20 protein-coding genes are annotated in these 26,849 nt (G+C 71.4%); 10 read left to right on the forward strand and 10 right to left on the reverse strand.

Annotation, left to right across the window (positions count from 1 at the left end):
- Nucleotides 1-36: 36 nt before the first annotated feature.
- Together ACTWPV_RS11515 and ACTWPV_RS11520 are read right to left on the reverse strand one after the other, a co-directional pair.
- Nucleotides 37-1,407, reverse strand: a complete 1,371-nt coding sequence (locus tag ACTWPV_RS11515) for an amidase (protein ID WP_443151732.1) — start codon at nucleotides 1,405-1,407, stop codon at nucleotides 37-39.
- A 14-nt stretch (nucleotides 1,408-1,421) separates the two neighbouring features.
- Complete coding sequence (locus ACTWPV_RS11520; RefSeq protein ID WP_443151733.1) at nucleotides 1,422-2,237, reverse strand: lysostaphin resistance A-like protein; 816 nt, start codon at nucleotides 2,235-2,237, stop codon at nucleotides 1,422-1,424.
- Between the two features lie 124 nt (nucleotides 2,238-2,361).
- Between ACTWPV_RS11520 and ACTWPV_RS11525 the strand changes: the two genes are divergently transcribed.
- Nucleotides 2,362-3,726 (forward strand): sensor histidine kinase, encoded by a 1,365-nt coding sequence (locus ACTWPV_RS11525; RefSeq protein WP_443151734.1) that lies wholly within the window; start codon nucleotides 2,362-2,364, stop codon nucleotides 3,724-3,726.
- Complete coding sequence (locus tag ACTWPV_RS11530; protein ID WP_443151735.1) at nucleotides 3,723-4,376, forward strand: response regulator; 654 nt, start codon at nucleotides 3,723-3,725, stop codon at nucleotides 4,374-4,376. Before ACTWPV_RS11525 ends, ACTWPV_RS11530 begins: the two co-directional genes overlap by 4 nt.
- A 253-nt stretch (nucleotides 4,377-4,629) precedes the next feature.
- On the opposite strand, the gene dnaE is transcribed toward ACTWPV_RS11530, so the two are convergent.
- Nucleotides 4,630-8,157 carry a DNA polymerase III subunit alpha gene (gene dnaE / locus ACTWPV_RS11535; RefSeq protein WP_443151736.1) on the reverse strand — a complete coding sequence of 1,176 codons (3,528 nt, stop codon included), beginning with the start codon at nucleotides 8,155-8,157 and terminating at the stop codon, nucleotides 4,630-4,632.
- 297 nt (nucleotides 8,158-8,454) lie between these two features.
- Here dnaE and ACTWPV_RS11540 point away from each other — a divergent pair, with 297 nt between their 5' ends.
- Nucleotides 8,455-9,384, forward strand: a complete 930-nt coding sequence (locus ACTWPV_RS11540) for an SGNH/GDSL hydrolase family protein (protein WP_443151737.1) — start codon at nucleotides 8,455-8,457, stop codon at nucleotides 9,382-9,384.
- A gap of 25 nt (nucleotides 9,385-9,409) precedes the next feature.
- Here ACTWPV_RS11540 and ACTWPV_RS11545 read toward each other — a convergent pair whose 3' ends face one another.
- Nucleotides 9,410-10,471 carry a chorismate mutase gene (locus tag ACTWPV_RS11545; protein ID WP_443151738.1) on the reverse strand — a complete coding sequence of 354 codons (1,062 nt, stop codon included), beginning with the start codon at nucleotides 10,469-10,471 and terminating at the stop codon, nucleotides 9,410-9,412.
- Nucleotides 10,472-10,758: 287 nt separating this feature from the next.
- On the opposite strand from ACTWPV_RS11545, the gene ACTWPV_RS11550 reads away from it, so the two are divergent.
- Genes ACTWPV_RS11550 through ACTWPV_RS11575 form a run of 6 tightly spaced genes read left to right on the forward strand, consistent with a single transcriptional unit; the run spans nucleotide 10,759 to nucleotide 17,501 of the window.
- On the forward strand, nucleotides 10,759-12,582 hold the full coding sequence (locus ACTWPV_RS11550; RefSeq protein ID WP_443151739.1) for a protein kinase domain-containing protein: 1,824 nt from the start codon (nucleotides 10,759-10,761) through the stop codon (nucleotides 12,580-12,582).
- Nucleotides 12,583-12,592: 10 nt separating this feature from the next.
- Nucleotides 12,593-14,218 (forward strand): protein kinase domain-containing protein, encoded by a 1,626-nt coding sequence (locus ACTWPV_RS11555; protein WP_443151740.1) that lies wholly within the window; start codon nucleotides 12,593-12,595, stop codon nucleotides 14,216-14,218.
- A gap of 24 nt (nucleotides 14,219-14,242) precedes the next feature.
- Nucleotides 14,243-15,079: an AraC family ligand binding domain-containing protein gene (locus ACTWPV_RS11560; RefSeq protein ID WP_443151741.1), complete on the forward strand. Its 837-nt coding sequence runs from the start codon at nucleotides 14,243-14,245 to the stop codon at nucleotides 15,077-15,079.
- A gap of 22 nt (nucleotides 15,080-15,101) precedes the next feature.
- Nucleotides 15,102-15,764 (forward strand): AzlC family ABC transporter permease, encoded by a 663-nt coding sequence (locus ACTWPV_RS11565; protein WP_347642765.1) that lies wholly within the window; start codon nucleotides 15,102-15,104, stop codon nucleotides 15,762-15,764.
- Nucleotides 15,761-16,072 carry an AzlD domain-containing protein gene (locus ACTWPV_RS11570; protein ID WP_443151742.1) on the forward strand — a complete coding sequence of 104 codons (312 nt, stop codon included), beginning with the start codon at nucleotides 15,761-15,763 and terminating at the stop codon, nucleotides 16,070-16,072. The genes ACTWPV_RS11565 and ACTWPV_RS11570 overlap by 4 nt, the downstream gene beginning before the upstream one ends.
- A gap of 10 nt (nucleotides 16,073-16,082) precedes the next feature.
- Entirely contained in the window at nucleotides 16,083-17,501 is a 1,419-nt protein-coding gene (locus ACTWPV_RS11575; RefSeq protein WP_443151743.1) for a protein kinase domain-containing protein, read from the forward strand.
- Here the strand turns inward: ACTWPV_RS11575 and ACTWPV_RS11580 are convergent, their stop codons facing one another.
- From ACTWPV_RS11580 to ACTWPV_RS11590, 3 genes are read right to left on the reverse strand one after another with little or no spacing between them, the layout of a single operon-like run.
- Complete coding sequence (locus tag ACTWPV_RS11580) at nucleotides 17,502-18,431, reverse strand: RluA family pseudouridine synthase (protein ID WP_443151744.1); 930 nt, start codon at nucleotides 18,429-18,431, stop codon at nucleotides 17,502-17,504. It abuts the gene before it with no gap.
- Nucleotides 18,424-18,933 carry a signal peptidase II gene (locus tag ACTWPV_RS11585; protein WP_347642761.1) on the reverse strand — a complete coding sequence of 170 codons (510 nt, stop codon included), beginning with the start codon at nucleotides 18,931-18,933 and terminating at the stop codon, nucleotides 18,424-18,426. Before ACTWPV_RS11585 ends, ACTWPV_RS11580 begins: the two co-directional genes overlap by 8 nt.
- A 35-nt stretch (nucleotides 18,934-18,968) precedes the next feature.
- Nucleotides 18,969-19,358 carry a TraR/DksA family transcriptional regulator gene (locus ACTWPV_RS11590; protein WP_347642760.1) on the reverse strand — a complete coding sequence of 130 codons (390 nt, stop codon included), beginning with the start codon at nucleotides 19,356-19,358 and terminating at the stop codon, nucleotides 18,969-18,971.
- A gap of 474 nt (nucleotides 19,359-19,832) precedes the next feature.
- Here ACTWPV_RS11590 and ileS point away from each other — a divergent pair, with 474 nt between their 5' ends.
- Complete coding sequence (gene ileS, locus ACTWPV_RS11595) at nucleotides 19,833-22,976, forward strand: isoleucine--tRNA ligase (RefSeq protein ID WP_443151745.1); 3,144 nt, start codon at nucleotides 19,833-19,835, stop codon at nucleotides 22,974-22,976.
- A 212-nt stretch (nucleotides 22,977-23,188) separates the two neighbouring features.
- Here ileS and ACTWPV_RS11600 read toward each other — a convergent pair whose 3' ends face one another.
- The 3 genes from ACTWPV_RS11600 to ACTWPV_RS11610 form a co-directional block, all read right to left on the reverse strand.
- Nucleotides 23,189-25,468: a hypothetical protein gene (locus tag ACTWPV_RS11600; RefSeq protein ID WP_443151746.1), complete on the reverse strand. Its 2,280-nt coding sequence runs from the start codon at nucleotides 25,466-25,468 to the stop codon at nucleotides 23,189-23,191.
- Between the two features lie 41 nt (nucleotides 25,469-25,509).
- Nucleotides 25,510-26,397 carry a DivIVA domain-containing protein gene (locus ACTWPV_RS11605; protein WP_347642757.1) on the reverse strand — a complete coding sequence of 296 codons (888 nt, stop codon included), beginning with the start codon at nucleotides 26,395-26,397 and terminating at the stop codon, nucleotides 25,510-25,512.
- A 104-nt stretch (nucleotides 26,398-26,501) separates the two neighbouring features.
- Complete coding sequence (locus ACTWPV_RS11610; RefSeq protein WP_132331012.1) at nucleotides 26,502-26,789, reverse strand: YggT family protein; 288 nt, start codon at nucleotides 26,787-26,789, stop codon at nucleotides 26,502-26,504.
- Nucleotides 26,790-26,849: the final 60 nt, after the last annotated feature.

The raw sequence follows: 26,849 nt of genomic DNA on the forward strand, positions 1-26,849 counted from the left end.
ACGGCGGACACCACCGGCCGATGCCAAGCCCGCCCCTCAGAGCGGGGGGCGGCGCCGGCCGTAGCCGGTGGCCCGCTCGAACGCGCGGGCGACGCGCAGGACCCGGGCGTCCTCGAACGGCCGTGCCACGATCTGCACCCCCACCGGCAGGCCGTCCGTCGTGAACCCGGCCGGCACGGACGCCGCCGGCGCATGAAGGACGCTGATCCAGTAGGCGGAGCGCATCCACGCGAGATAGTCGGGAAGCCGCTCGCCGTTGATCTCGCTGACATGGGGCTGCTCGACGGGGAACGGCGGCACCTGGCTGACCGGCGCGATCAGCACGTCGAAGGAGTCGAAGAAGGCGGCCATGCGCTGGTAGAGGCGGCTGCGGGCACGCTCGGCCGTCGCCAGGGCGGCCCCGGTGACCTCACGGCCCCGCTCGACGTTCCAGGCGGTGTTGGGCCCGAGGCCGCTGAGGTCGCCGAAGGACAGCGCGTAGTTCCACGCCCGGTAGGTTCTGAACGCCTCCTCCGCGCCGGAGAGGTCGAGCTCCACCTCCTCGACCCTGGCTCCCAGCCGCTCGAACACGGCCGGGGCCGTCGCGGTCACCGCCGCCGTGCGCGGGTCGACCGGCAATCCACCCAGGTCGGGGCTCCACGCCACCCGCAGGCCCGCCACGCCCTCCTCCGGCTCCGGAGCGAAGACCTCCCTGATCGAGTAGGGGGAACGGCGGTCGAACCCGGCGATGGCCGAGAACATCAGCGTGAGGTCGTCGACCGTCCTGGCCATGGGCCCCTGGACGGACAGGGTGTACCAGGCGGCGGTGTCGGACACGGCGGGCACCCGGCCGGGGGTGGGACGCAGGCCGACGACGTTGCAGAACGAGGCGGGGTTGCGCAGCGAGCCGCCCATGTCGGACCCGTCGGCCAGCGGAACCATGCCGGTGGCCAGGGCGGCGGCGGCCCCACCGCTGCTGCCTCCGGCGGACTTGGACAGGTCGTAGGGGTTCCTGGTGGCGCCGAACACCTCGTTGACGGTGTGAGAGCCGGTGCCGAACTCGGGGGTGTTGGTCTTGCCGACGGTGATGGCGCCGGCGGCGCGCAGCCGCTCGACGACCAGGTCGTCCGCGGCCGGCACGTGGTCGGCGAACAACGGCGAGCCGTAGGTGGTGCGGATGCCCGCGGTGTCGACGAGGTCCTTGTGCGCTACGGGCAACCCGTGCAGCGGGCCCTTCGGCTCGGCCGCGTCGGCCGCCTTGGCCGCCTCGATCGCCTGCTCCGCGACCAGGGTGACGATGGCGTTGACGTGCGGGTTGACCTGCTCGATGCGGTCGAGGCAGGCCTGGAGGACCTCCACGGCGCTCACCTGCCTGGTCCTGATCAGGTGTGCCAGCTCGGTCGCGGTCAGGTAGTGCAGTTCGCTCACCCTGCGATCCTGCCTCACCGGCCGTGCGAGGGCGACGGCAAGGTCTGCCCACTGCCCGCACCGGTGATTGTCGGCCGCCGCCCAGCCATGATGAGCAGCGCGGTGACGGTGAGCGTGCAGGCCAGGATGACGACGTGCACACCGAAGTGCACGGGCAGGACGGGAACCACGAGGTGGCCGACGTGAAGTCCGGTGTGCACGCCGACCGCCATCCACACCGCTCCGGTGCGCCACCGTGCCGCCGCGCAGGCGAAGCCGAGACCGACTGCCTGGAGCACGTAGAGCAGGCGCTCGGCGACCGTGTCGGCCGCGCTCTGCGAGACGATGTGCAGTAAACCGAAGCCCACCGACACCACGATCAGCACGGCTTTCGGGGACATCCGCGCGGACAACGTGTCGTAGAGGTGGCCGCGCCACAACAACTCCTCGGGAAACGCCTGGCTGAGCAGGGCGAAGGCGATGGAGAGCGGCAGGAAAGACAGGTCGGCACCGGCCCTTTCCGAGGAAACCCAGGTGGCCGCGCCGACCGTCACCGCCAGCACGCCGGCCGCGGCCACCGCGGCCCCGCCGGCGAGGACCCCCAGCAGCAGGTGCGGCACGGCCCTCCAGGATCTCGTGAGCCCCACGCCATGCCAGGTCTGGCGGCCGAGCCGGCGGATCACATGGACGAGCCCGAGCGAGGCCAGTGTGATGCCGATCATGCCGAGCGGGCGGTAGAGGGCATCGCCGGAGTCGAGCAGCAGCATGGCGGGCCCGGCGCCGAGGAGGATCTGCGTGAACATGGCGACGCAGGTGATCAGCACGGCCCAGACGGGGTGGGTGACTTTCATAGGCCGCAACGTTAAGTAACCGGGCGGTGCCGGCACATCGGGCCGTGGGTTGATTCCACCATGACCATCGGCATGGCCCTCAGGGAGGATCACAGGGCCGCCGCGGAAAACTAGGGTCGTCGGCATGCTGCGTTCCCTGGTCTGGCTGCGTGACCCCGACCGGCCGATCCTGTTCAACGTCGTGTTCTGGGTGGTGCTCGCGGCCACCGGGATCGCCCACGTGGTCTACAACGGGGAGTCCTGGTCCGTGGTGTTCGTGCTCAACCTGGCACTCGTCGCCGTGCTGTGGCCGCTCCTCCCCTGGCGACGCGACGGCGGGCCGAGCTGCAGCGCGGCATCCCGGCCCGGCGGCAGACCACGTTCCGGCACAACCTCGCCGCCCGGCGGCAGACCACGTTCTGGCACAACCTTCCGGCCAGGCAGCAGACCAAACCCTGACGCACCATCCCGGCCCGACGTCACACCGAACCCCGGCACAACGATCCGGCGCGACGGGAGACGGCGGTTCGGCGGGCAGGCGTGGCGTACCGGCCGGTGGGGGCGGGTCGCGGCGGTGGTGTTCCTGCCGGCGACCTTCACGCTCGGCCCGGCAGGCTCGGCCGAAGTGCATCAGTTGCTGACGCTCATAGCCGTCGCCAACGTGGCGTTCGTCTTCGGCATGCGGACAGCGGCCGTCATCGTCGGCTGCCTCTGCTTGGCCCTGTTCGCCTCCGTCGTGACGGTGTTCGAGCGTGGCGTGTTCGACGCCGCCGTGCAGACCGTCACTATTGTCGTGTTCGCCTCTTTCGTTCTCGGCATGGCGTCGGCCGTGCTGAAGGCGCGGCGCAGGCGGACGGAAGCGCAGCGGCTGGCGGCCAGGGTCAGGGAGCTGACCGTGGCCCAGGAACGCGCGCGGATGGGCGCGGAGATGCACGACTCCATCGGCCACCACCTGACGGTGATCAAGATGGGTCTGGAGAACGCCGAGCGATTCCGCATCCACCGTCCCGAGGAGGCCTGGCACGAAGTGAGCCAGGCGAAGGCGCTGACCGTGACGGCGCTGGCCGACGCCCGCCGCTGGGTTCGCGCGCTGCGGCCACTGGCGCTCGACGGTCACGTCAGCAGCACGGCCCTCGAACGGCTGGCGGCCTCGTTCGACGGCACCGGCCTCGCAGTGTCCTTCGAGGTCGTCGGGGACGAGCCGGCCCTCGAACCCGACGTGGAGCTGGTGCTCTACCGCGTGCTGCAGGAAGGGCTGACCAACGCAGTCCGGCACGCGGGTGCCCGCCATGTGCGCGGCACGCTCGCCTGCGACGGCGACCGCGTCGTGCTGACGGTGGCCGACGACGGCGCAGGCCGCGGACGGGAGGCGCGCGACGCTTTCGGCCTGCTCTCCCTCACCGGACGTGCCCACGCCGTGGGCGGCACCCTGACCGCGGGCGACCGGCCGGGCGGGGGCTTCGAGGTGCGCGCGGAGCTGCCCGCCCGGGTCACGGCGGCCGTGCCATGAACGTGATCAGGGTGCTGCTGGCCGACGACCAGGAGCTGATCCGGCAGGGGCTGCGGAAGATGCTGGAGATCGAGAACGGCATCGAGGTCGTCGGGGAGGCCGCCGACGGAGAGGACGCCCTGCGGGTCGCCGGGACGTGCCGCCCTGACGTGGCCCTGGTCGACGCCAGGATGCCCAGGATGGACGGCGTCGAGCTCATCACCCGGCTGGCGGCCCGGCACCCCCGTGTGGCCTCGATCGTGCTGAGCACGTTCGACGAGGACGACTACATCTTCGGCGCGCTGCGCGGCGGGGCCGTCGGCTACCTCCTGAAGGACTGCACGCCCGAGGACCTCGTCGACGCCATACGCCGGGCCGGCCGCGGCGAGACGGTGCTCGCGTCGACGGTGGCCGCGCGGCTGGTGGCCGAGATCCGCCGCACGTCGGCGCCGCCGGCCGTGCTCCGCGGTGCGGAGCGCTTGTCATCAAGAGAGGCGCAGGTGGCCAGGCTGCTCGCCGCGGGGGCCTCGAACCGGGAGATCGCGGCCTGCCTGCTGGTCGCGGAAGGCACGGTGAAGAATCATGTCTCGAGCCTGCTCCGGAAGTTCGGCCTTCCCGACCGGACCCGCCTCGCCCTCCACCTCAAGGACGCGGGCCCACCCCGCTGCTGACGTGCCGGTTCCTTCACCACCCCGTCCGGGGGCCGCCACCGTCCCGCCTGATCCCCGTAAGGACGCCCTGTGCGCCGCCCGACCGGCCATGCGGGCCGGGCCGACCCGTGGCGCACGCGGACGGCCCACGGGGCGCGCGTCACGGCGGCCCGCCACGCACACCCGGTGAGCGTCACCCTGGACAGGGCCCGGCCGCGTGCGCCGGGTGGGCCCTCCCGCGCGAAGCCGTAAAAGCCGTAAAGAGAAAGATCTGTCAGGCGCCCAGGCAGGCCGGGCCGAGCAGCTCCTTCAGGTCGCCCATCAGGGCGGGGGACGGCGTCACGCGGAGGCGGTCGTCGACGCGCATCACCGTCGTCCTGGGCCCGTTGTGCACCTGCAGGTGCACCTCGGACGTGCCCGGATGCGTCGTCAGGATCTCCTTCAGCCTCCCCACCACCGGGGGTGTGCAGCGGGTCAGGGGCAGGCTCACCAGCAGCGGCCCGCCCGCCTCCTGGCTCAGGTCGGGGGCCGTCACCTCCATGGCGATGATCTTCGCGACGTCCTCGCGCTTGTCGATGCGCCCCTTGACGAACACGATGGCGTCCTCGGCCAGGATCGTCGAGCAGAGCTGGTAGGCCGACGGGAAGATCATCACCTCGATCGAGCCCGCGAGGTCCTCCAGCTGGGTCAGCACCCAGGTGTCGCCCTTCTTGGTGACCTTGCGCTGCACCCCGCTCAGGATGCCGCCCACGGTCACCACCTGCCCGTCGGAGCGGCTTTCGTCCTGGACGGCGGCGATCGAGCAGTCGGCTCCCGCCGCGAGGATGTGCTCGACGCCGAACAGCGGGTGGTCGGACACGTAGAGGCCGAGCATCTCGCGTTCGAACTGCAGGAGCGTGGTCTTGTCCCACTCCCCCAGCGGGATCTGCACGTCGAAGGTCTGGTCCTCGCCGCCCTCGATCGCCCCGAACAGGGAGTCCTGGCCGATGGCTTCGTTCTTCTTGATGTCGATGATCGCGTCGACGGATTGTTCGTGCACCATGACCAGGCCCTTGCGCACGTGGCCGAGCGAGTCGAACGCTCCCGCCTTGATCAGCGATTCGATGACCCGCTTGTTGCAGACGATGGCCGGCACCTTGCGCAGGAAGTCTTTGAAGTCCGCGAAGCGGCCCTTCTCCCTGCGGGCGATGATGATGCCGTCGACGACGTTGGCGCCGACGTTGCGGATGGCCGACAGACCGAAACGGATGTCGGTGCCGCGCGGGGTGAAGTCGAAGTCGGAGTCGTTGACGTCCGGCGGGAACACCTTGATGCCCATGCGACGGCACTCGTTGAGGTAGAGGGCCGACTTGTCCTTGTCGTCCTTCACCGAGGACAGCAGCGCGGCCATGTAGGCGGCGGGGTAGTTGGCCTTGAGGTAGGCGGTCCAGTAGGCGACGAGGCCGTAGCCGGCGGTGTGGGCCTTGTTGAAGGCGTAGTCGGAGAACGGCAGCAGGATGTCCCAGAGCGCCTTGATGGCCGCGGCGGAGAAGCCGTTGTCCTGCATGCCCTTCTCGAAGGTCACGAACTGCTTGTCCAGCTCGGCCTTCTTCTTCTTGCCCATCGCCCGCCGCAGCAGGTCGGCGCCGCCCAGCGAGTAGTTGGCGACCTTCTGGGCGATGGCCATGACCTGCTCCTGATAGACGATCAGGCCGTAGGTCGTGTCGAGGATCTCCTTCAGCGGCTCTTCGAGCTCGGGATGGATCGGGGTGATCTCCTGCTGGCCGTTCTTGCGCAGCGCGTAGTTGGTGTGGGAGTTGGCGCCCATCGGGCCGGGCCGGTAGAGCGCGAGGGCGGCGGAGATGTCCTCGAAGTTGTCGGGGCGCATGAGCCGCATCAGCGAGCGCATGCCGCCGCCGTCGAGTTGGAAGATGCCCAGCGTGTCGCCCCGCGCCAGGAGTTCGTAGGCCTTGCGGTCGTCGAGGGGCAGCTCGAGCAGGTCGATCTTCTCGCCGCTGGTCGACTCGATCATCTTCAGGCAGTCGTCGATGATCGTCAGGTTGCGCAGGCCCAGGAAGTCCATCTTCAGCAGGCCGAGCGTCTCGCAGGTCGGATAGTCGAACTGCGTGATGATCGCGCCGTCGGAGTCACGGCGCATGATCGGGATGTAGTCGGTCAGCACCTCGGCCGACATGATCACGCCGGCGGCGTGCACGCCGGTCTGCCTGATCAGGCCCTCCAGGCCCTTGCCGAGGTCCATCGTCGCCTTGACGTCGACGTCTTCCTCGTAGAGCTTGCGCAACTCGCCGGCCTCGGCGTAGCGCGGGTGGTCCTTGTCGAAGATGCCCGACAGCGGGATGTCCTTGCCCATGACGGCCGGCGGGAACGCCTTGGAGACGCGGTCGCCGAGCGCGTAGGGGTAGCCCAGGACGCGGCCGGCGTCCTTGATGGCGGCCTTCGCCTTGATGGTGCCGAAAGTGGCGATCATGGCGACCTTGTCGGCGCCCCACTTCTCGGTCACGTAGCGGATCACGTCACCGCGTCTGCGCTCGTCGAAGTCGATGTCGACGTCGGGCATGGACACGCGCTCGGGGTTGAGGAACCGCTCGAAGATCAGGCCGTGCGGGATGGGGTCGAGGTCGGTGATGCCCAGCGCGTACGCCACCAGCGAGCCGGCCGCGGACCCACGGCCGGGACCGACGCGGATGCCGTTGTTCTTCGCCCACATGATGAAGTCGGCGACCACGAGGAAGTAACTCGGGAACCCCATCTGGATGATGACGCCCAGCTCTTTCTCGGCCCAGGCGCGGTGCTCCTCGTCGACGCCCCCGGGGAAGCGCCGCTCCAGGCCCTTCCACACCTCCTGGCGGAAGTACTGTTCCTCGGTCATCCCCTCAGGGACGGGGTAGGTCGGCATGAGGTTCTTGAACTCGAAGAACCCGGTCGGGTCGACCTTCTCGGCGACCAGCAGCGTGTTGCGGCAACCCTCGGCCCACAGATCGGAGGAGTCGACCGCGCGCATCTCGTCGGCGGTCTTGATGTAGTAGCCGCTGCCGTCGAAGCGGAACCGGTCGGGGTCGGACAGCTGCTTGCCGGTCTGGATGCACAACAGGGCGTCGTGGGAGGCGGAGTCGGACTCGTAGGTGTAGTGGGAGTCGTTGGTGACCAGAGGCGGGATGCCGAGCTCTTTGCTGATTCGGGTCAGGCCGTCACGGACCCGGCGCTCGATGTCGAGGCCGTGGTCCATGATCTCCAGGTAGAAGTTGTCCTTGCCGAAGATCTCCTGGAACTTCGCGGCCGCCTTGAGCGCCTCGTCGTACTGGCCGAGCCGCAGCCGCGTCTGCACCTCGCCCGACGGGCAGCCCGTGGTGGCCATCAGGCCGTCGGCGTGCTCGGCGAGGATCTCGGCGTCCATCCGCGCCCACTTGCGGACGAACCCCTCGGTGTAGGCGCGCGACGACAACCGCATCAGGTTGTGCAGACCCGCCTTGTTGCGCGCCCAGATCGTCATGTGGGTGTAGTAGCCGCCCGCCGAGACGTCGTCCCTCTTCTGGTGCGGCTCGCCCCACAGCACGGGCTTCTTGTTGTGGCGCAGCTCGGGCGCGACGTAGGCCTCGATGCCGATGACCGGCTTGATGCCGGCGGCGGTGGCCTGCTTGTAGAAGTCGTAGGCGCCGTGCATGTTGCCGTGGTCGGTGATCGCGATCGCCGGCATGCCCAGCTCGCCGACCTGTTTGAACATCTGCTTGAGGCGGGCGGCCCCGTCCAGCATCGAATATTCGGTGTGTACGTGCAGATGGACGAACGAGTCGCTGGACGACATGGAGCGGCGCCTCCTGGCCTCGACGGGTTGTGCGATCCGACTTTAGTCGGCCCGGCCGACACTCCGGGGTCATCGCCCGCCACCGCGTCGCCCGGCCAGGATATCGGCCGCGCGGGCCGCCCGGATGGATCACCGGCTGGGTAGGCTCGATGGCGCATGCTGGAGTGATCGTTCGGGGAGGACACGCTGGACGAGGCGAAACGGAGGATCGCCCGGACCGTCGCCGCGGCCGCACTCGGCGTCGCGCTGGCCCTGGCCTGCCTGCCGCTGGGCGTCTTCGAGAAGCTGGCCTGCGCCATGCTGGACGCGGGTTGCCCCACCACCCAGGAGCCGACCGGCCGGCTGCCGCAGGTGACGCGGCTGACGCCCGTGGAGGTGGCGCAGAGCGGCGCGTACGTCGCGCTCGGCGACTCCTACTCCTCCGGAGAGGGCGTCTACGACCTGGACGAGCGGCCGGTCAACGACGGCGCCGACCGCTGCCACCGCGCGACGGGCTCGTACGTGCCGCTCGTGGCCAGGGCCTACCGGTTCGGCGGCGGCACCGCCTTCTTCGCCTGCAGCGGCGCCACCACGACCGACCTCTTGTCGGGCCAGCACGGCCGGCAACCCCAGGTCAGCCGGGTCAGCCCGGAGACCAGCCTGGTGACGCTCAGCATCGGCGGCAACGACGCCGGTTTCACCAAGGTGCTCACGGGCTGCATCGTCAAGCTGCCCGGCTCGTCGGCCTGCGTCGAGCAGGAGACAGCCGTCGGACGCCGCATCGACGAACTGCGCTCCAGCGTCCTCACGGTCCTCAGGGAGCTGCGCGTACGCGCGCCGGGAGCCCGCGTCATCGTCCTCGGCTACCCGCGGCCGTTCCCGGCGAACCCGGTGCGCACCGTCGACAACCTCAGCCCGCAGGACCAGCGGTGGCTCAACAGCATGACGCGCCGCCTCAACGACACGGTGGGCACGGTGGCCGCCGGCTTCGACCGCATGCTCGCCGCTTTCGAGGCGCCGGGCAGCGTGGAGTACGTGGACGCCTACGACGCCTTCTCCGGACACGAGGTGGGGCGGCCCGAGCCGTATCTCAACGGGTTGCACGTGGACATGGGCGACCTCGCGGTCAACGCCCGCAGCTACCACCCGACGGGCGCCGGCTACCGCCGCTTCGCCGACCTCATCACCCGCCAGATCGCCAAGGGGCCCGGCCGGCCCATGCACAACGTCCGCGTCACGACCCCCTGACCCCGTCACTCCGGCGCCCGCGCGCTCAGCGGCGGGCGCGTTCCTCGGCCAGGTGGAGGCCTGCCTCGATGACGGCGTTCATGATGGGAGCGAGCCGCGGCTCCCCCAGCGACGGCGCGCGCGACGCCATTCGTCTCACGAGGGCGCGCTCCCGGTCGAGGTCGCGCCCGGCGAAGCCGCCGACGGGCTTGATCCGCTGGACGGTGCCCGCCAGCGCGGCTCTGCGCTCCAGCAGCGTCGCCAGGGCGGCGTCCACCCGGTCGATCGCGTCCCTGCACTCCGGCAGCGTGGCCGGCTCCTCAGGGCGGAGCAGGGCGCCCACGACGGTCACGGCCTCTTCGGCCACCCGCAGCGCCGCCTCCTCGGCTTCGGGGATCGCCCCGGGGTCCGTCATGACTTTCGGCAGCCCGTCTCCGCCCGCCGCCGCGAACTCGCGAGCCAGGACGCCCGCGGAGTCCGTCCCGCCGTTCCGGTAACCGGCGCCCCCTGCGCCGCCGGGCCGCGTGGAAGCGTCGGCGCGGTTGCCGGAGGAGGATGCCGGGTTGCCCGCGCGCTGAGAGGGCGCGGGGAGGAGGAGGCCGTCGGCGCCGGCGGCGACCGCTGCGGCAGATAGCCCGACATTTCGGGAAATGTCGGCGAGCACCGGCCTCCCGGACGCCACCCGCGCGGCCCGCATCAACCCCAGATCCAGCGAAGGCCCCTCGCAGAGGATCACTTGCCCGTCCCCCTCGGCCGCGCAGTAGTCGGCCAGCCCCAGCCACTCCTCCAGGGTCCCCGCGGCCCGTCGCTCCACCACGACCGGCAGGCCCAGCCCGGCCGCCGCCCGCACCAGCGGGATGTCGCGCGTCCACGACGATCCCACCACCACCGCGCCGGCGAGCGCGGCGATGGCCGGCAGGTCGGTCGCCGAGAGCGGCTCCACCAGCAGCGGGGCCGACCGCGCGGCCCTATCGCGCAGCATCTCGTACGCGTCCGCCCGCCCGTGGCGCTCCCGCAGGCTCACCCGGCCGTCGATCACCACGGCGGGCCCCTCGCCCACGAGCAGCTCGCCCACCGCCACCGCGTGCCGTTCCAAGGTCGATGACATCTCGATCCCTCGCTCGGGCCGGCTCTCCGGAACCGGCGTGGAAAACCAAAAAGGCAGAGACGGGGCGTCTCTGCCTCTGCCGACTCCAGGTGGTCGCTATCCGCCGACCGGCCCTCCTGGAGCCGGCTCGATAAACGCGTGGCGACAAGTCATGTCTGAAACCTTACACCCGTGCCTCCACCTGCTGGACAATGCTTCTCACATGGCGGACTGGCCCTCCGGCGAGTCGCCGTTGATCCCTGCCTATGGGAGTATTTCTTGGCCTAGAGGAGGGTTTGAGGCCGTTGATGTCGGATCGCAAGCAGGACGGACGCCGCATCGCCGGCCGCTACCAGCTGCAGGAACCCATCGGCAGGGGCGGAATGGGCATCGTCTGGCGTGCCTACGACGAGCTCCTCGACCGCACGGTCGCGGTCAAGGAGGTCAGGTACGCCGCCGCCCTGGGCGATGAGGTGCAGTTGCTGAACCGGCGCACCATGCGCGAGGCGAGAGCGGCCGCGAGATTCGAGCATCCCAACGTGATCGTCGTGCACGACGTGATCGAGGAGGATGACAGGCCCTGGATCGTCATGCAGCTCGTCCAGTCACGTTCGCTGGGCACGGTGATCAAGCAGGACGGGCCGCTGCCGCCCAAGCGGGTGGCCGAGATCGGCCTGGCCGTGCTCGACGCGCTGCACCGCGCCCACGAGGCGGGCGTGCTGCACCGCGACGTCAAGCCGGAGAACGTGCTGCTCGCCGACGACGGCAGGGTCGTGCTGACCGACTTCGGCATCGCCACGCTGGAGACGGAGACGCAGCTGACCGTGACGGGGCTGGCCGGCACCCCGGCGTTCATCGCGCCCGAGCGGCTCAAGGGGCTGCCCGCGCGGCGCGAGTCGGATCTGTGGTCCCTGGGCGCCACGCTGTACACGGCCGTGGAGGGCCGCTCCCCGCACGAGCGGGGGATGGCCCTGGCCACGATGCACGCCGTGCTCACCGACGAGCCCGATCCCATGCCGCACGCCGGCCCGCTCGCCGAAGTGATCAGCGGACTGCTGGTGAAGGAGCCGGTGCAGCGGCTCACGTACGAGGAGACGCAGCGGCTGCTGCGCGCCGCCATCGCGCAGGCGAGTCCGCCGCCGACGGCGCAGTTCCCCGCCGCCCAGCCGCTCGAGGTGCCCCCTCCGGCCGGCACACCGGCCAAGGCGCGCAAGGTCCCGTTCCCGCCCGTGTCGGCGAGCAGGCCACGGCGGGCGCCCGCTCCGGCCGTGGACGAAACCCCGACCGACCCGGCTCTGGCGGCCGCCGCGGCGGCCAAGGCCGTCCCTGAGACCGGCGCCCGGATCTCCCCGCTGACGGAGGAGCCCCGGCCGGCGTCGGAGCCGACGGTGGACGCGGCCAGGCCGGGCCAGGTGCGGGCCGGGATCGTCGTCGCGGCCGCCGCGGCGGTCGTTCTCGTCGCCGGCGTGGGCGGCTACCTCGGCCTGAACTCGGTCCCCGACGACCAGGCGGCGGGCGGGCCGGTCTCCTCCGCGCCCGCGACGCTCACGCAGGCGTCGCCGAGCGCCTCCCCGTCGGAGAGCGCGTCGGAGAGCCCGTCGGGTGATCCCTCGCCGAGTCCCAGCGACAGCCCGACCCCCGAGCCGGAGCCCACCGAGACGGCGAACGCGCTGCCGGACGGGTGGAAGATGTACAAGGACAAGAAACTGGGCTTCTCCATCGGGTTACCCAAGGGCTGGGACGTATGGGACCGCGGCGGCAGGCAGGTCAAGTTCAAGGGGCCGGGCGCGGCGTCCAACGCCTACCTGATGATCGAAGAGGCGGCCGAGCCGGGGAGTGACCCGTACAAGGATTGGAAGAAGCAGGAGCCGCAGCTCAAGCACAACTTCGGTGGCTACAAGAAGCTCGACATCAAGAAGGTCGACGCCGCGAAGTTCGGCTACATGAAGGCCGCGGCCGACTGGGACTTCACCTGGAACACCAACACGGGCAAGACCCGTGTGCGCAACCGGGGCTTCGTCACCACCAACGGACGGGCGTACGCGATCTACTGGCACACCCTGAACAGCCACTGGAAGGCCGACTACGACTTCTTCGAAGGGTTCTGCGCGACGTTCAAACCTGCGAAGTAGGCTTCCCCGCGTGGAAAGGCGGGTCAGCAACCGGTACCACCTCCTCGAGCCTCTCGGCGAGGGCGGGATGGGCGTGGTCTGGCGGGCCTACGACCAGCTGCTCGACCGCACGGTCGCGATCAAGGAGGTCCGCTACTCCGGCGTCGGCGACGCGCGGCGGGCCGAGCTCACCCGCAGGACCATCAGGGAGGCCAGAGCGGCGGGCCGCCTCGACCACCCGTCGGTGATCGTCATCCACGACGTCGTCGAGGAGGACGGCCGCCCGTGGATCGTCATGCAGCTGGTCCCCTCCCGCTCGCTGGCCGAGGTGGTCCGCGAGAGCGGTCCGCTGCGCGTGGGGCAGGCCGCGGTGATCGGCGGCCGGGTGCTCGGCGCCCTGCGGGCCGCGCACGCGACGGGGGTGCTGCACCGCGACGTGAAGCCGGAGAACGTGCTGCTGGCCGACGACGGCAGGGTGGTGCTCACCGACTTCGGCATCGCCTCGATGGAGGCGGAGGCGGGGCTGACGGCGACCGGCAACGTGGTGGGCACGCCCGCCTACATGCCTCCCGAGCGGCTGAACGGCGATCCGGCCGGGCCCGAGTCCGACCTGTGGTCGCTGGGGGCGACACTCTACGCGGCCGTCGAGGGCGAGCCGCCGTTCAAGCGCGACTCGTGGGCCGCGACCGTGGCGGCGGTCCTGCGTGACGAGCCCGAGCCGCCGACGCGGGCCGGCGCGCTGGAGCCGGTCATCATGGGCCTGCTGCGCAGGAACCCTGCCGCCAGGATGCCCGCGGAAGAGGCCGCCAGGCTCCTGTACGACGTCGCCGGCGCACCCGACCGGCCGGCGACGGCCACCGGCCCCGCGACGCCAGGCCTGGCGGGCGGCACCGCCGAAGCCCCCGGCCCGCCGGACGGCGCCCGCGCGGCGACCGGCGACCGGTTTCCCACCGGCGACAGGCGGTCCACGGAAACCGGCCGGCGTGAGCGTGCCAGGACCTGGTGGATCGCGGTGCCCGCGGCGGTGATCGGGGTGGCGGTGCTGGCCACGGCAGGCGTGCTGCTCTCCGACGGATGGACGGCGACCTCCACGACCGGCCCCCAGACCGACCCCACGACCGGCGGCGAGCCCACCGCGACGCCCACGCCCGCTGAACCCACCGCTGGGCCCACCACTGGGCCGGACCCCACGAATGCGCCGGTGCCCGAGGGCTGGCGGAGGTACACGAGCGCCGCGGGCCGCTTCTCGATCGCCCTGCCCCGGCAGTGGAGGGCGGAGAAGCACGCCACCAGGGACAGCGTCTCCTTCTCCCGCCCCGGCGCCCCCGGCACGATGATCGTCGAGTGGACCGTCCCCGACATTCCGTGGGACGACCCGCGCGGGCACTGGATCGGCCTCGAGAAGGAGATCCTGGCGAAGAAGCTGTTCAAGGGCTACGAGCGCATCCGCATCACGCCCACGAGGTTCCTCGGCCGCGAGGCCGCCGACTGGGAATTCACCCGGGAGCGCGACGGTTCCATCATTCACGTGCTCAACCGCGGTTTCCACACCGCGGACGGCCGCCCGTACGCTCTCTACTGGGAGACCACCCAGGCGCGCTGGCAGCGCGACCGGCACTACTTCGCGGCGTTCGCGAAGACGTTCAGACCCGGATGACCATGCCCTGATGACCATGCCCGTATGACCATGAAGGAACAGGCGCACTTCTGGCGGCACCCGGCGGTGCCGGAGACCGACCTGCTCAAAGCCCGCTACGTCACCCACCGTTTCTCCCGCCACGTGCACGACGGCTACGCCATCGGGGTCATCGTGGGCGGCGTCGAGGAGTTCCACTACCGCGGCACCCTGCACCGGGCGGGCACGGGCGAGCTGGTGCTGGTCAACCCCGACTCGGTGCACACCGGGCAGGCCGGCGTGCCCGGCGGGTGGGCGTACCGCATGCTCTATCCGTCGTTGGACGCGCTGGCCGCGATCGCCGCCGAGCTGGGCGCCCCCTACGCGACGCCGCACTTCCCCGAGCAGGTGGTGCGCGACAACGACGTGGCCGCCCTGCTCGGGCGGGCGCACCAGGCGGCCGAGCGGGGCGACGCGCTGGCCGCCTCGACGTTGAGCCGCACCCTGTTCGCCCGGCTGCTGACGCGCCACGCCACGCCCAGGCCGGCCGCGGCCCTGCCCGCCGAGGGCAGGCGGGCCGTGCGGGAGGCGCTCGACCTGCTCCACGGCAGCCTAGTCGACCCGCCGACGCTGGACGATCTCGCTGGCGCCGTGGGGGCGCGGCCGTTCGCGCTGCTGCGGGCGTTCAAGGCCGCGACGGGCATGCCGCCGCACGCCTACCTCACCTCGCTCCGGGTACGCCAGGCGCGCCGGCTGCTGCTGTCCGGGGTACGCCCCGCGCAGGTGGCGGTCGAGGTGGGCTTCACCGACCAGGCCCACCTCAACCGGCATTTCAAGCGTGTCGTGGGCGTTCCTCCCGCCGCCTACCAGCGCGCCGCAGGAACGTACAAGACCGGCGCTTGACCCCACGCCTAGCCTCGGCGGCATGGAACAGACAACACACCGTTCCGCCGCCGTGCGGGACGGCTTCGGCGTGGGCCTGGCCGTGGGGCTGTCCGGGCTCGCCTTCGGCGCCGCGGCAGTCACCGCGGGCCTGAGCGTGCCGCAGGCGTGCGTGCTGAGCCTGCTGACGTTCACCGGCGCCTCGCAGTTCGCGCTGACGGGCGCGGTGGGCGCGGGCGGCGACCTGGTGGCCGCCACCCTCGGCGCGCTGCTGCTCGGCGGCCGCAACACCCTGTACGGCCTGCGCCTGGCCGACCTGCTGCGGGTACGCGGGCCGCGCCGGCTGGTCGCCGCGCACGGCGTGATCGACGAGACCGCGGCCGTCTCCCTGGCCCAGCCGACCCCGGAGGCGGCGCGCACCGGGTTCGCGACCACGTTCGCCAGCCTCTACGTCACCTGGAACCTCACCACCCTGGCGGGCGCGTACGGCACGTCGTTCCTCGGCGACCCCGACGTGGTGGGCCTGGATGTGGTGGGCCCGGCCGCGTTCCTCGCCATCCTGTGGCCCCGTCTGGCGAAGAGCGCCGAGCTGCGGCTGCTGGCCGGGGCCGGCGCGGCGATCGCCCTGTGCGCGACCCCGTTCCTGCCGCCGGGCGTCCCCGTGCTGCTGTCGGCCGCGGCGGTTCTGGTGGTGATGGCCCGATGACGTTGTGGTGGGCCATCGCCGCGCTCTGCGCGGGCTGCTACGCGCTCAAGCTGGCCGGGCTGGCCGCGCCGCAGCGGGTGCTGGAGCATCCGGTGGTGAGCAGGTTCGCCGAGCTGGTGCCGGTGGCGCTGCTGGCGGCGCTGATCGCGGTGCAGATGTTCACCGAGGAGGGCGGGCTGCGGTTCGACCCGGCCCGTACGGCGGGTCTCGGCGCGGCGGTGATCGCCCTGCTGCTGCGTGCCCCGTTTCTGGTAGTTCTGGCATCCGCTGCAGCCACTACCGCGCTTGTCCGGATTTTTACTGGGTAGTCGCTCGTGCATGACCGATGCAACGGGGATGGTCGGTGGACGGTACCGGCTGGTCAGGACGATCGGCCAGGGCGGCATGGGCACGGTGTGGCAGGCGCACGACGAGGTGCTCGGCAGGGACGTGGCCGTCAAGGAGGTGCTGCCGCCTCCCGACCTGACGGGCTCGGAGCGGGAGGTGTTCGCCGTACGCACCTTCCGCGAGGCCAGGGCCGCCGGCCGGGTGGCGCACCCGAGCGTCGCCGCCGTGTACGACGTCCTGGAGGAGCGCGGGCACCCGTGGATCGTCATGCAGCTGGTCCGCTCCCGCACGCTCGGCGAGGCGATCCGCGAGGACGGCCCGATGCCCGCGGCGCAGGCCGCCCGCATCGGGCTGCAACTGCTGGAGGCGCTGCGCGCGGCCCACGCGGCGGGTGTGCTGCACCGGGACGTCAAACCGGACAACGTGCTGCTCACCAAGGACGGCCGGGCGGTGCTGACCGACTTCGGCATCGCGACCACGGAGGACGAGGCCCCGGTCACCAGGACGGGCATCCTGATCGGCACGCCCGCCTACATGGCGCCGGAACGCGCCGCGGGCGGCCGGGCGGGACCGGCCTCGGACCTGTGGGCGCTGGGCGCGACGCTCTACCTGGCGGTCGAGGGCGGCTCGCCCTTCCAGCGGGAGAACGCCCTGGCCACGCTGGGCGCGGTCATGCACGCCGAGCCGGAACCGCTGTCGCGCGCGGGGACGCTGGCGCCCGTACTGCTCGGTCTGCTGCGCAAGAACCCGGCCGAGCGCATGGCGCTGGAGGAGGCCGAGCAGCGGCTGGCCACGATCATCGCGGGCGCGGCGCCCGAACCCACGGGCCCCTTCGCCGCGCCGGAGACGCGCGGGGACGCGCCGCCCCCGACGGTCCCGGGGACGGCGCGACGGACGGCGCGACGGAGGCGCGGGCGGCAGCTGGCCGCGATCGCGGGAGGCGCGCTGCTCGTGGGGCTCGTCACGGGAGGCGCGGCGTGGTTCTCGAACCAGCCGTACAACGTGCCGGCACGCCAGCAGGTGCCCCCCGTGGTGACGACCTCGGGCGAACCGACGCCGGCGGAGGAGCCGTCGTCGGAGGCACCGTCGGAGGAGGCGCCGGAGGAGGCGTCACCGGGGCCGGAACGATCCTCGGAGAGCGGCCCCGACTCCAGACCGGGTCCGTTCTCCGAGCCGGGAGGGGAGACGCCGGCGCCGCCGACGGCCCGTGAGCGGCCGGAAACCCCTCGCGAGGAACGCGGCCGCGGCACGCGCGCGCCCGCACCCACCGAGCCCGCGGAGAAACCGCGCGAGGACGAGAAGGCGGAGCGGCCCAGCCGTACTCCCGGCCAGGTCGAGGGCTCCAAGGACGACAGGGCGGACGGCGGGGCGGCGGACGGCGAGAGCCAGGAGAGCGAAACCGGGTCCTGATCAGGACTCGGCGCGGACGATGTCGAGGGCCTTCTGCAGGTCCTGCGGGTAGTCGGTGCTGAACGACATCCACTCGCCCGTCGCCGGGTGCTCGAACCCCAGCGCGACCGCGTGCAGCCACTGCCGGGTGACCCCCAGCCTGGCCGCGAGCGTGGGATCGGCGCCGTAGAGCAGGTCTCCGACGCACGGGTGGCGCAGCGCCGACATGTGCACCCTGATCTGGTGGGTGCGCCCGGTCTCCAGCTTGATGTCGAGCAGCGACGCCGCCCGGAACGCCTCGATCGTGTCGTAGTGGGTCACGGACGGCTTGCCGCCCGCCACCACGGCGAACCTGCCGTCACCCGACGGGTGCCGGTCGATGGGCGCGTCGACGGTGCCCCTGAACGGGTCGGCATGCCCCTGGACCAGCGCGTGGTAGCGCTTGTCGACCGTACGTTCCTTGAAGGCCCGCTTGAGGTGGGAGTAGGCGTGCTCGCTCTTGGCCACCACCATAGCGCCGGTGGTGTTGGCGTCGAGCCGGTGCACGATGCCCTGCCGCTCGGCCGCGCCGCTGGTGGCGATCGTGTGCCCGGCCCCCATCAGCCCGCCGATCACGGTGGGGCCCGTCCAGCCGACGGTCGGGTGGGCGGCCACCCCGATCGGCTTGTTGACCACCACGATGTCGTCGTCCTCGTGGACGATCGTCATGCCCGGCACCGGCTCGGCGACCGGCATGGGCGTGGTGATCGGCGGCGGCATCGTCACGTCGAGCCAGGCGCCCGCGTGCACCCGGTCGCTCTTGGCCGGCTGCCTGCCGTCGACCAGCACCTCGCCGGCCCCGATCAGCTCGGCCGCGCGCGTGCGGGAGAAGCCGAACAACCGCGAGAGGGCGGCGTCGAGCCGCTCGCCTTCCAGGCCGTCGGGGACCGGCAGGCTCCGCTGCTCAGTCATCCCCGGCCACCTCCTTGGAGCCGTCGATCTGCACGTTGCGCCAGGCCAGGAGCACGGCGAGGATGCCGCCGCAGACGATCGCGGAGTCGGCGACGTTGAAGACGGGGAAATAGTCGATCACGGGGAAGTGCCCGGGGAACACCTCGATGAAGTCGACGACGTGCCCCTGGAACTGCGTGGGGCGCCCGATGCCCGACGGGTAGCGCAGGAGGCGGTCGGTGAGGTTGCCGAACGCCCCGCCGAGCAGCAGGCCGAGCGTGACCGCCCAGGCCCTGCTGCCCAGCTTGCGGGCGGTGCGTACGATGGCGACCACCACTCCGGCCGCGATGATGGTGAAGATGAACGTCATCCCGGTGCCGATGCTGAACGCGGCTCCGGGATTGAAGATCACCCTGAACTGCAGGACGTCCTGGATGACGACCAGCGGCGCCTCGCCCTCAAGCGTGCGCAACACCACCGTCTTGGTGACGAGGTCGGCCGCGTAGATCACGGCCGCCAGCACGATGAGGACGGCGAAGAGGCGCCGGCGTGGGTTGCCTACCGGCGTTCCTCCTTCTGCTTGCACTTGACGCACAGCGTCGCCCTCGGGAACGCCTGAAGGCGTTCCTTGCCGATCGGCTTGTGGCACGATTCGCACACTCCGTAGGTCCCTGCGTCGATCCTGGCGATCGCACGTTCGTTCTGCGCGACCAGATCGCGCGCATTCAGGGTAAGGGCGATCTCGCGTTCGCGCTCATACGTCTTCGCGCCGGCGTCCGCCTGGTCGTCGCCGGCTCCTTGGGTGACGTCTCCAGAGGCTATCTCGGACTCGTGCCGGAGGATGTCCGCGTTGAGTTCGTCGGTCTCGCTCTGCAGCCTGCCGCGCACCTCGGCCAGCTCCTCGTCCGACCACATCGACGGTGTAGCGGTCTGCGTGACTGCCGCCATGGCTGCCTCCATTGCTGATCAAGGCCGTAATGGTGCGGGCAGCTTAGGATCCGGATAACGGAACGGCAAACGACCCGCCGGACGGTTTACCTCCCCCGTACTATCCCGCCTCGCGCATTCAACTCCTCCTCAGCGGCGTCCATTCCCACAACTTTGTCACCGTTTACGACTTCCGGACTGACATGTCCGAACATCCTTGGCCGTAGCATGCCCCACCAGGGAAACCGGGAAGCCTTCGCCCCCACTCTGCGTTATGGTTTGAATCTGCGAGGCGTTGATGGGGCCCTACTGTGAGGGATATCACCCCGGAGCCGCCGGAAGAACGGCTCGTCCGAGCTCATTAGAACCGGCAGCAGAGCAAAGGAAGAGGGCCCCGCCCAGCGCGGAGCCAAGAAGGGTGGTACCGCGGAGCCGCACGGCTTCGTCCCTTCACGCCAGCCAGCCGGCCGATCAAGCGTGGAGGTCACGCCCGAGATGTCCCCAACATTCCGCTCTCTTCCCGCGCAGGTCGACCTGCCCGCGCTCGAGCGCGAGGTCCTCGACCGCTGGCGGGACGGGAAGATCTTCGAGCGGTCCGTCGAGCAGAACACCGGCAACCCGTCGTGGGTCTTCTACGAGGGCCCGCCCACCGCCAACGGCCTGCCCGGCGTCCACCACGTCGAGGCGCGCGTCTTCAAGGACCTCTTCCCGCGCTACAAGTCCATGCGCGGGTTCAGCGTCCCGCGCAAGGCCGGCTGGGACTGCCACGGCCTGCCCGTCGAGGTCGGCGTCGAGCGCGAGCTGGGCCTGTCCGGCAAGAAGGACATCGAGACATACGGCATCGCCGAGTTCAACGCCAAGTGCCGCGAGTCGGTGCTGCGGCACGTCGACGCGTTCGAGCAGCTGACCGAGCGCATGGGCTACTGGATCGACCTGTCCCAGGCCTACCGGACGATGGACCCCTCCTACATCGAGTCGGTGTGGTGGTCGCTGAAGGTCGTCCACGACAAGGGGCTGCTGTTCCGCGACTTCCGGATCACCCCCTACTGCCCGCGCTGCGGCACCGGCCTGTCCGACCACGAGCTGGGCCAGCCCGGCGGCTACGAGACCGTCTCCAGCCCGTCCGTCTACGTCCGCATGCCCGTCACGTCCGGCCCGCTGGCCGAGCTGGGTGCGGCGCTGCTGATCTGGACGACCACACCGTGGACGCTCGTGTCGAACACGGCGGTCGCCGTGCACCCCGACGTGACCTACGTCGCCGCCCGCACCGCCGGCGGCGAGGTGCTGGTGGTGGCCGAGCCGCTGCTGTCCGTGCTCGGCGAGGACGCGACCGAGCTGGCCCGCTACACCGGGCGCGAGCTGGAGCACACCCCCTACTCCCGCCCGTTCGACCTGGTCGACATCCCCGGCGCCCACTACGTCGTGCTGGGCGACTACGTCACCGTCGACGACGGCACCGGCCTGGTCCACCAGGCTCCCGCGTTCGGCGCCGACGACCTGGCCGTCATCAAGCGGTACGACATGCCGGTCGTCAACCCGATCGGCCCCGACGGCCGCTTCCTCGACGACGTGCCCATGGTCGGCGGGCGTTTCTTCAAGGACGCCGACGAGGAGCTGACCGACGACCTGCGCGCCCGCGGGCTGCTCTTCCGCGGCGGCCACTTCGACCACAGCTACCCCCACTGCTGGCGCTGCCACACGCCGCTGCTCTACTACGCGCTCCCGTCCTGGTACATCCGCACCACCGCGGTCAAGGACCAGATGCTGGCCGAGAACGCCAGGACCAACTGGTATCCCGACACCATCAAGTGGGGCCGGTTCGGCGAGTGGCTGCGCAACAACGTCGACTGGTCGCTGTCGCGCTCGCGCTACTGGGGCACGCCGCTGCCGCTGTGGGTGTGCTCGGCCGACGACTCCCACGTGACGTGCGTCGGGTCGCTGCAGGAGCTGGGCGAGCTGGCCGGCCAGGACGTCTCGGCCCTCGACCCGCACCGCCCGTACGTCGACGACGTGACCTTCGCCTGCCCCGACTGCGGCGCGCCGGCCCGGCGCGTCCCCGACGTGATCGACGCCTGGTACGACTCGGGCTCCATGCCGTTCGCCCAGTGGGGCGAGCGCGGCAGGCCCGAGGGCGTCTACCCTGCGCAGTTCATCTGCGAGGCCACCGACCAGACGCGCGGCTGGTTCTACTCGCTGATGGCCGTCGGCACCCTCGTCTTCGGACAGTCCTCCTACGAGAACGTGCTCTGCCTCGGCCTCATCCTGGCCGAGGACGGCCGCAAGATGAGCAAGCACCTGGGCAACATCCTCGAGCCGATCCCGCTGATGGAGCAGCACGGCGCCGATGCCCTGCGCTGGTTCATGGCCTGCTCGGGATCGCCATGGGCGTCCCGCCGGGTGGGACACAACACCCTCGAGGAGATCGTCCGCAAGGTCCTGCTGACGCTCTGGAACACCGCGTCGTTCTTCACCCTCTACGCCAACGCCGAGTCGTGGTCGCCGTCCCGGCTGCGGGAGGCCACACCGGCGGCCGAGCGCCCGCTGCTCGACCGCTGGGCGCTGGCCGAGCTGCACCGCACGGTGGCCGAGGTCACGGCGTCGCTCGACGACTACGACACCCAGCGGGCCGGGCGCAGGCTGGCCGACTTCCTCGACGACCTGTCCAACTGGTACGTCCGCCGCTCCCGCCGCCGCTTCTGGCAGGGAGAGCAGGACGCGTTCGCCACCCTGTACGAGTGCCTGGAGACGGTGCTGCGGCTGATGGCGCCCGTCACGCCGTTCGTCACCGACTACCTGTGGGACATCCTGCGGCCGGGGGACGCCCCCTCCTCGGTGCACCTGGCCTCGTGGCCCGAGGCGCGTGACGACCTGCTCGACCCGGCGCTGTCGGACCAGATGGCCCTGGTCCGCCGGCTGGTGGAGCTGGGCCGCTCGGCCCGTGCGTCGTCGGGTGTGAAGACCCGGCAGCCGCTCCGCCGGGCCCTGGTGGGCGCGCACGGCTGGCCGTCGTTGCCCGCCGAACTGCGCGGTCTGGTGGCCGACGAACTCAACGTCCAGGCTCTGGAGGACATGTCCGGCTTCAGCGCCGATCTGGTGTCCTACTCCGTCAAGCCCAACTTCCGCGCCCTGGGCAAGCGCTTCGGCTCCCAGACCAAGGTCGTGGCCGCCGCGGTGGCCGCCGCCGATCCCACCGACGTGGCCAGGGCCCTGCGCTCGGGCTCCACGGTCACGGTGGAGGCGGGCGACCTGGGCGAGGTCACGCTCGGCCCCGACGAGGTGATCGTCAACGAGCAGCCCCGCTCGGGCTGGGCGGTAGAGACGGGAGCGATCGGCACGGGCACGGGCGAGACGGTCGCCCTGGACCTCGAGCTCACCGACGACCTGCGCCGCGCGGGTCTGCTGCGCGAGGTCATCCGCCTGGTCCAGGAGGCCCGCAAGTCGACCGGCCTGTCCATCACGGACCGGATCGAGCTGTGGTGGACCGTGTCCTCGCCTGACCTGGCCGCGGCGTTGCGGTCGGACTGGCAGGTCGTGGCGGAGGAGGTGCTGGCGACGTCGGTCACGGAAGGCACCATGGCAGATCTGCCATCCCACACCGACGAGGACCTGGGGCTGACCTTCCAGCTCCGCCGCACCTGACACAGGGGCCGGCCGGGCCGTCCACGGCCCGGCCACGCCCGTCCTTCCCAGAGCCCTCGGCAATGCGCGCAAGGAGACCGGCCGGACCGGCCACGCCCGCCTCTTCCAGAGCCCGCACCGCACCGCTCAACGGCAGGTGGGCGCGTACGTCCCCGCCCCTTCCAGAGCCCGCTGCGCTCGAGGACCGCGCTCGAGGACCGTGGAAGTGCCGGTCAGCTGACCGATTCGCGGTCGTGCTGGCAGACCGAGCAGCTCGTCAGCCCGGCCGCCTCGGCCGCGGCGGCGGCCATGGTCTCCACCCCGGACTCGCCCGCACCTCTGATCAGCGGGCAGTTGGTGCTGTGGTAGCGGCGGGTGCCGACGATAACCTTCACCGTGCGGCTGTCGCCGTCCTTGGGTTCGTCGCCCGTCTTCTTCTCGGCGCCTACAACCGCGGGATCGGGGGCCGGAGTCTTGGAGCCGGCAGCCTGAGTCTTCGCGGGTGTGCCGCCGGAAGGCTCAGAACCCTGCCGTGGCCTGCCCTGCTCCTGGTCGCCCTGCCCTTGCTGGGGCTTACCGGAATCCTGCGCGCCCTGCCCTGGGCGAGGCTTGCCCGGCCCTTGGGCGCCCTGCCCTTGGCGAGGCTTGCCCGGCTCCTGGTCGCCCTGCCGTTGCTGAGGCTTGCCGGCAGGCTGGGCGCCCGTGCCGGACGGTTGCGGGCGAGCAGCCGGCGAGCCGCCCCTGGGCGTGCCGGTGTCATCGTCGGAGGGCTCTGGTGCCGCGGCCGCCTCCCGCGTGCCAGGCCGGGAGCCGGTGCCGGGTGTCGCGTTCTTCGGGCCGGCGCCGGAGGGGCCTTGCGCTGCCGCGGGCGTTCCGGTCTTCGGGGCCGTGCCGGGCTTGGCCGTCGTGCCCGTGGGACGGCTCTCCGCCGCGGACCTGGCCGTCGTGCCCGTGGGCAGCGGCCCCCTGGGCTTGGCCTCCGATTCGGCCGAAGACGCGGGCCGTTCAGGAAGGATGAGGGTCTGCCCCACCGCTGCGGAGGTGTCGGCGTCCCCGGAGGGGGTCTTCGACGGTCCGGACGCTCCCGGACGGCCTGGCGTGGCGGAGGAAGGCACCCTGGGCTGGGGCGCGGTCGCGGGACCCGCGGAGTCGTCGTCCGCCACCCCGCCCGTGGCGCCCTGCGGACGCTTGCCACCGCTCCCGGGCTGCCCGGGCTTACCACCGGACTGCTGCGAACCCGCCGCGGACTGCCCCGGCTCACCTCCGGACCGCTGCGGACCCGCCGCGGGCCGCCCCGGCTTGGCCGGGGTCCGCGCGGGCGACCCAGCGGGCGACTCTTGATCTTCGGCGGGTCTCCCCGGCCTGCCCGGGGCCTGTGCCGGCTTTCCCGCGGCCTGCTCGGGCTTGCCCGCGGGGCGCTCGGACGCGCCGCTCGGCTGCCCGGACCCGCCGCCGGGCTGCTCGGGTGTGCGGGCCGACTGGGCGGGCGACTTGCCGGGTGCGGGCCGGCCGGACGGGCCGGTCTGCGCGGACGTGGGCCGGCCGGAAGGACCGGGCGTCTTCGCGGGCGCGGACTGGCCGGACGGGCCGGACGTCTTCGCGGGGGTGCCTGGCGGGGTCCCGGGCTTGCCGGGAGAGGCCTTGCCAGGGGAAGGCTTGCCGGTCGACGGCTTGGGCGGCGCGCTGGAAGGCGGCGTCTCGGCCCTGAGCGTGTGCGGCCGGAAAACAGAAGTCTGGGTCTCCGCCTGCTCATCATCCGAGTCGGGGGCGGCGGAGGTGGAGTTGCCGAACCACCCGGCGCCTTCCTCGTGGGCGGCGGCGGGCTCCGGGCTGGGGGTGGAAGCCTTCGTGTCGGGCTTCGGCGGTGCGACCGGCGAACGTAGGTCGCGGGTCTCCGCGGAGTTTTCCGCCCGGCTCTCCGCGCTACTGGCGGAGCCGGGTGCGACGGCGGGCTCGGGGTCGGCGGCAGGCGGCAGTTGCCGTCCGCCGAGCGCTGCGTCAGGCAGGCACGTTGTGCAGGGCGTGAAGCCCTCCTCGCGGGCCTCCTCGTAGGTGAGCTCCTCGTTGGTCCGGCCGCTGAGCTGCCGGCAACCGGGCACGTGATATCTCTTGCGTCCCGGGATCACCAGCACGATCGCATCCGGTGAGATGCCCGCGGCCGCCGGGCGGCGCGGGGCGGTGGCGGCGGGAACGGTCGCCGCGCGCTGGGGTGCCCGCAGATGCGGACGCGGATGCGGTTGGGTGTGCGGGGGTGGCTGGTGAGCCATGGCACCGGTCTGGGTGTACGGCATGCTGGGCGGGGTGAGCCCCTTCGGGGGGGTGGCCGGCGCAGCGGCCTGCCCACCACCGGGAAAAAGCTCGTTTCGCCGCAGGAAGGCCCCGATCACCAGGAACAGCGCGGACAGCACGCTGACCACGATGGACCACATGATCAGGAACGGCTTCGCCAGTACGAAGCCCGCGATCAGCAAGACCACTGCCGCGAGCACCAAACCAGCACTGATGAGGATCACAGAGGGCTCTTTCGAGTGACAGGTCCTAGTGACCCTGTACTTTACCGGCGGTCGTTGTGGGGACCGTCACCGCCGGGGAAGGCGCCCTGCGGAGCCGCCTCGCCGCCGAACGGGTTGGGGCCACCGGGCAGGGGCTGCTGGCCACTTCCCTGAGACACGGCGTGCGACATGGCAGGCGCCGCCGCCTGACCCTGCGGACCGCCGGACATCACCGGGAACCCGCCGCTGCCCTCGGCCGCGACGTTGAGCTCGGCGAGCTGGTTCTCCAGGTAGAGCTTGAGCCTGCTGCGATATTCGCGCTCGAAGCTGCGCAGCTCCTCGACCTTGCGCTCGAGCTCGTCGCGGGTCTGCACCAGCGAGCCCATCGCCTGGCGGTGGCGCTCCTGGGCGTCGCGCTCGAGCGTCTCCGCGCGGGCCCTGGCGTCGCCGATGACCTGCTCGGCCTGGCGGCGAGCCTTGGTGAGGATCTCGTCGGCCTCGCGCCGGGCGCGGGTCACCGTCTCGTCCGCCTCCCGGCGGGCGTCGGAGATCGCCTGGTCGGCGGTCTGCTGGGCGAGCGCGAGCACGCGGGCCGCGGTGTCCATGTTGTCCTCCGCCGGAGGCATGTTCATGGCCACGGGGACCGGCTGCTGCACCGGCGGCGGCTCGGGGGCCCGCATGGGCTCCGGCTGCGGCGGCGCCATCATCTCGGGCTTGGGCTGTTGCTCCTGGACCGGGGCGGAGGCCATGGGCATGTTCATGCCGCCCGGCACCTTCCCCCGCAGGCACTCGGCCAGCTTGGCGCGGAGCTCCTCGTTCTCTTGGATCAGGCGGTCGAGCTCAGCCTCCACCTCGTCGAGGAAGGCGTCGACCTCTTCCTCGTCGTAGCCCGGCCGCAACCGGGTGGTACTGAACTGCTTGTTCCGCACATCAGCGGGCGTCAGCGGCATTTTTGGTCTCCTTGGCGCGCTTTGGAGTCTGTCCTGAGGACGGTAACCCGAATCACTTCAGCGCGGACACGAGTTGGATCAAGACCGGCACGACATCGGCCCGTTCAGCGAAGCGCTCCCGCGATCTGGATCAGGATCAGCACGACGATGAACAGGACAGTGAAGCTTAGGTCAAAGGCCACCGTACCCAACCGGAGCGGGGGAATGAAACGGCGGAGGAACTTGAGTGGTGGGTCTGTTGCGGTGTATGTGGCCTCCGCCAGCACCAGGACGACGCCCGTAGGACGCCACTGGCGAGCGAAAGCCTGCACCGTCTCGAAGATCATCCTGCCGATGAGCAGCACCAGATAGAGAGACAGGACAACGACCAAGATCTGACTGACGATCCCCACGGCCCGGCCGCGCCTCCACTTCTGATGTGCCCTCCCGGTCTCGGCGAGACCTGGTTGGGT

Origin of the sequence: Nonomuraea sp. KM88, from assembly GCF_052245635.1 — a bacterium.
Taxonomy (GTDB): domain Bacteria; phylum Actinomycetota; class Actinomycetes; order Streptosporangiales; family Streptosporangiaceae; genus Nonomuraea.

What these genes read in the sequence shown, in the direction of transcription:
- ACTWPV_RS11545 (WP_443151738.1), bottom strand. Translation starts at nt 10,471, where the DNA reads ATGTCATCGACCTTGGAACGGCACGCGGTGGCGGTGGGCGAGCTGCTC.
- ACTWPV_RS11525 (WP_443151734.1), top strand. Translation starts at nt 2,362, where the DNA reads ATGCTGCGTTCCCTGGTCTGGCTGCGTGACCCCGACCGGCCGATCCTG.
- ACTWPV_RS11570 (WP_443151742.1), top strand. Translation starts at nt 15,761, where the DNA reads ATGACGTTGTGGTGGGCCATCGCCGCGCTCTGCGCGGGCTGCTACGCG.
- ACTWPV_RS11540 (WP_443151737.1), top strand. Translation starts at nt 8,455, where the DNA reads ATGCTGGACGCGGGTTGCCCCACCACCCAGGAGCCGACCGGCCGGCTG.
- ACTWPV_RS11550 (WP_443151739.1), top strand. Translation starts at nt 10,759, where the DNA reads ATGTCGGATCGCAAGCAGGACGGACGCCGCATCGCCGGCCGCTACCAG.
- ileS (WP_443151745.1), top strand. Translation starts at nt 19,833, where the DNA reads ATGTCCCCAACATTCCGCTCTCTTCCCGCGCAGGTCGACCTGCCCGCG.
- dnaE (WP_443151736.1), bottom strand. Translation starts at nt 8,157, where the DNA reads ATGTCGTCCAGCGACTCGTTCGTCCATCTGCACGTACACACCGAATAT.
- ACTWPV_RS11590 (WP_347642760.1), bottom strand. Translation starts at nt 19,358, where the DNA reads ATGGCGGCAGTCACGCAGACCGCTACACCGTCGATGTGGTCGGACGAG.
- ACTWPV_RS11560 (WP_443151741.1), top strand. Translation starts at nt 14,243, where the DNA reads ATGACCATGAAGGAACAGGCGCACTTCTGGCGGCACCCGGCGGTGCCG.
- ACTWPV_RS11575 (WP_443151743.1), top strand. Translation starts at nt 16,083, where the DNA reads ATGACCGATGCAACGGGGATGGTCGGTGGACGGTACCGGCTGGTCAGG.
- ACTWPV_RS11565 (WP_347642765.1), top strand. Translation starts at nt 15,102, where the DNA reads ATGGAACAGACAACACACCGTTCCGCCGCCGTGCGGGACGGCTTCGGC.
- ACTWPV_RS11520 (WP_443151733.1), bottom strand. Translation starts at nt 2,237, where the DNA reads ATGAAAGTCACCCACCCCGTCTGGGCCGTGCTGATCACCTGCGTCGCC.
- ACTWPV_RS11530 (WP_443151735.1), top strand. Translation starts at nt 3,723, where the DNA reads ATGAACGTGATCAGGGTGCTGCTGGCCGACGACCAGGAGCTGATCCGG.
- ACTWPV_RS11580 (WP_443151744.1), bottom strand. Translation starts at nt 18,431, where the DNA reads ATGACTGAGCAGCGGAGCCTGCCGGTCCCCGACGGCCTGGAAGGCGAG.
- ACTWPV_RS11605 (WP_347642757.1), bottom strand. Translation starts at nt 26,397, where the DNA reads ATGCCGCTGACGCCCGCTGATGTGCGGAACAAGCAGTTCAGTACCACC.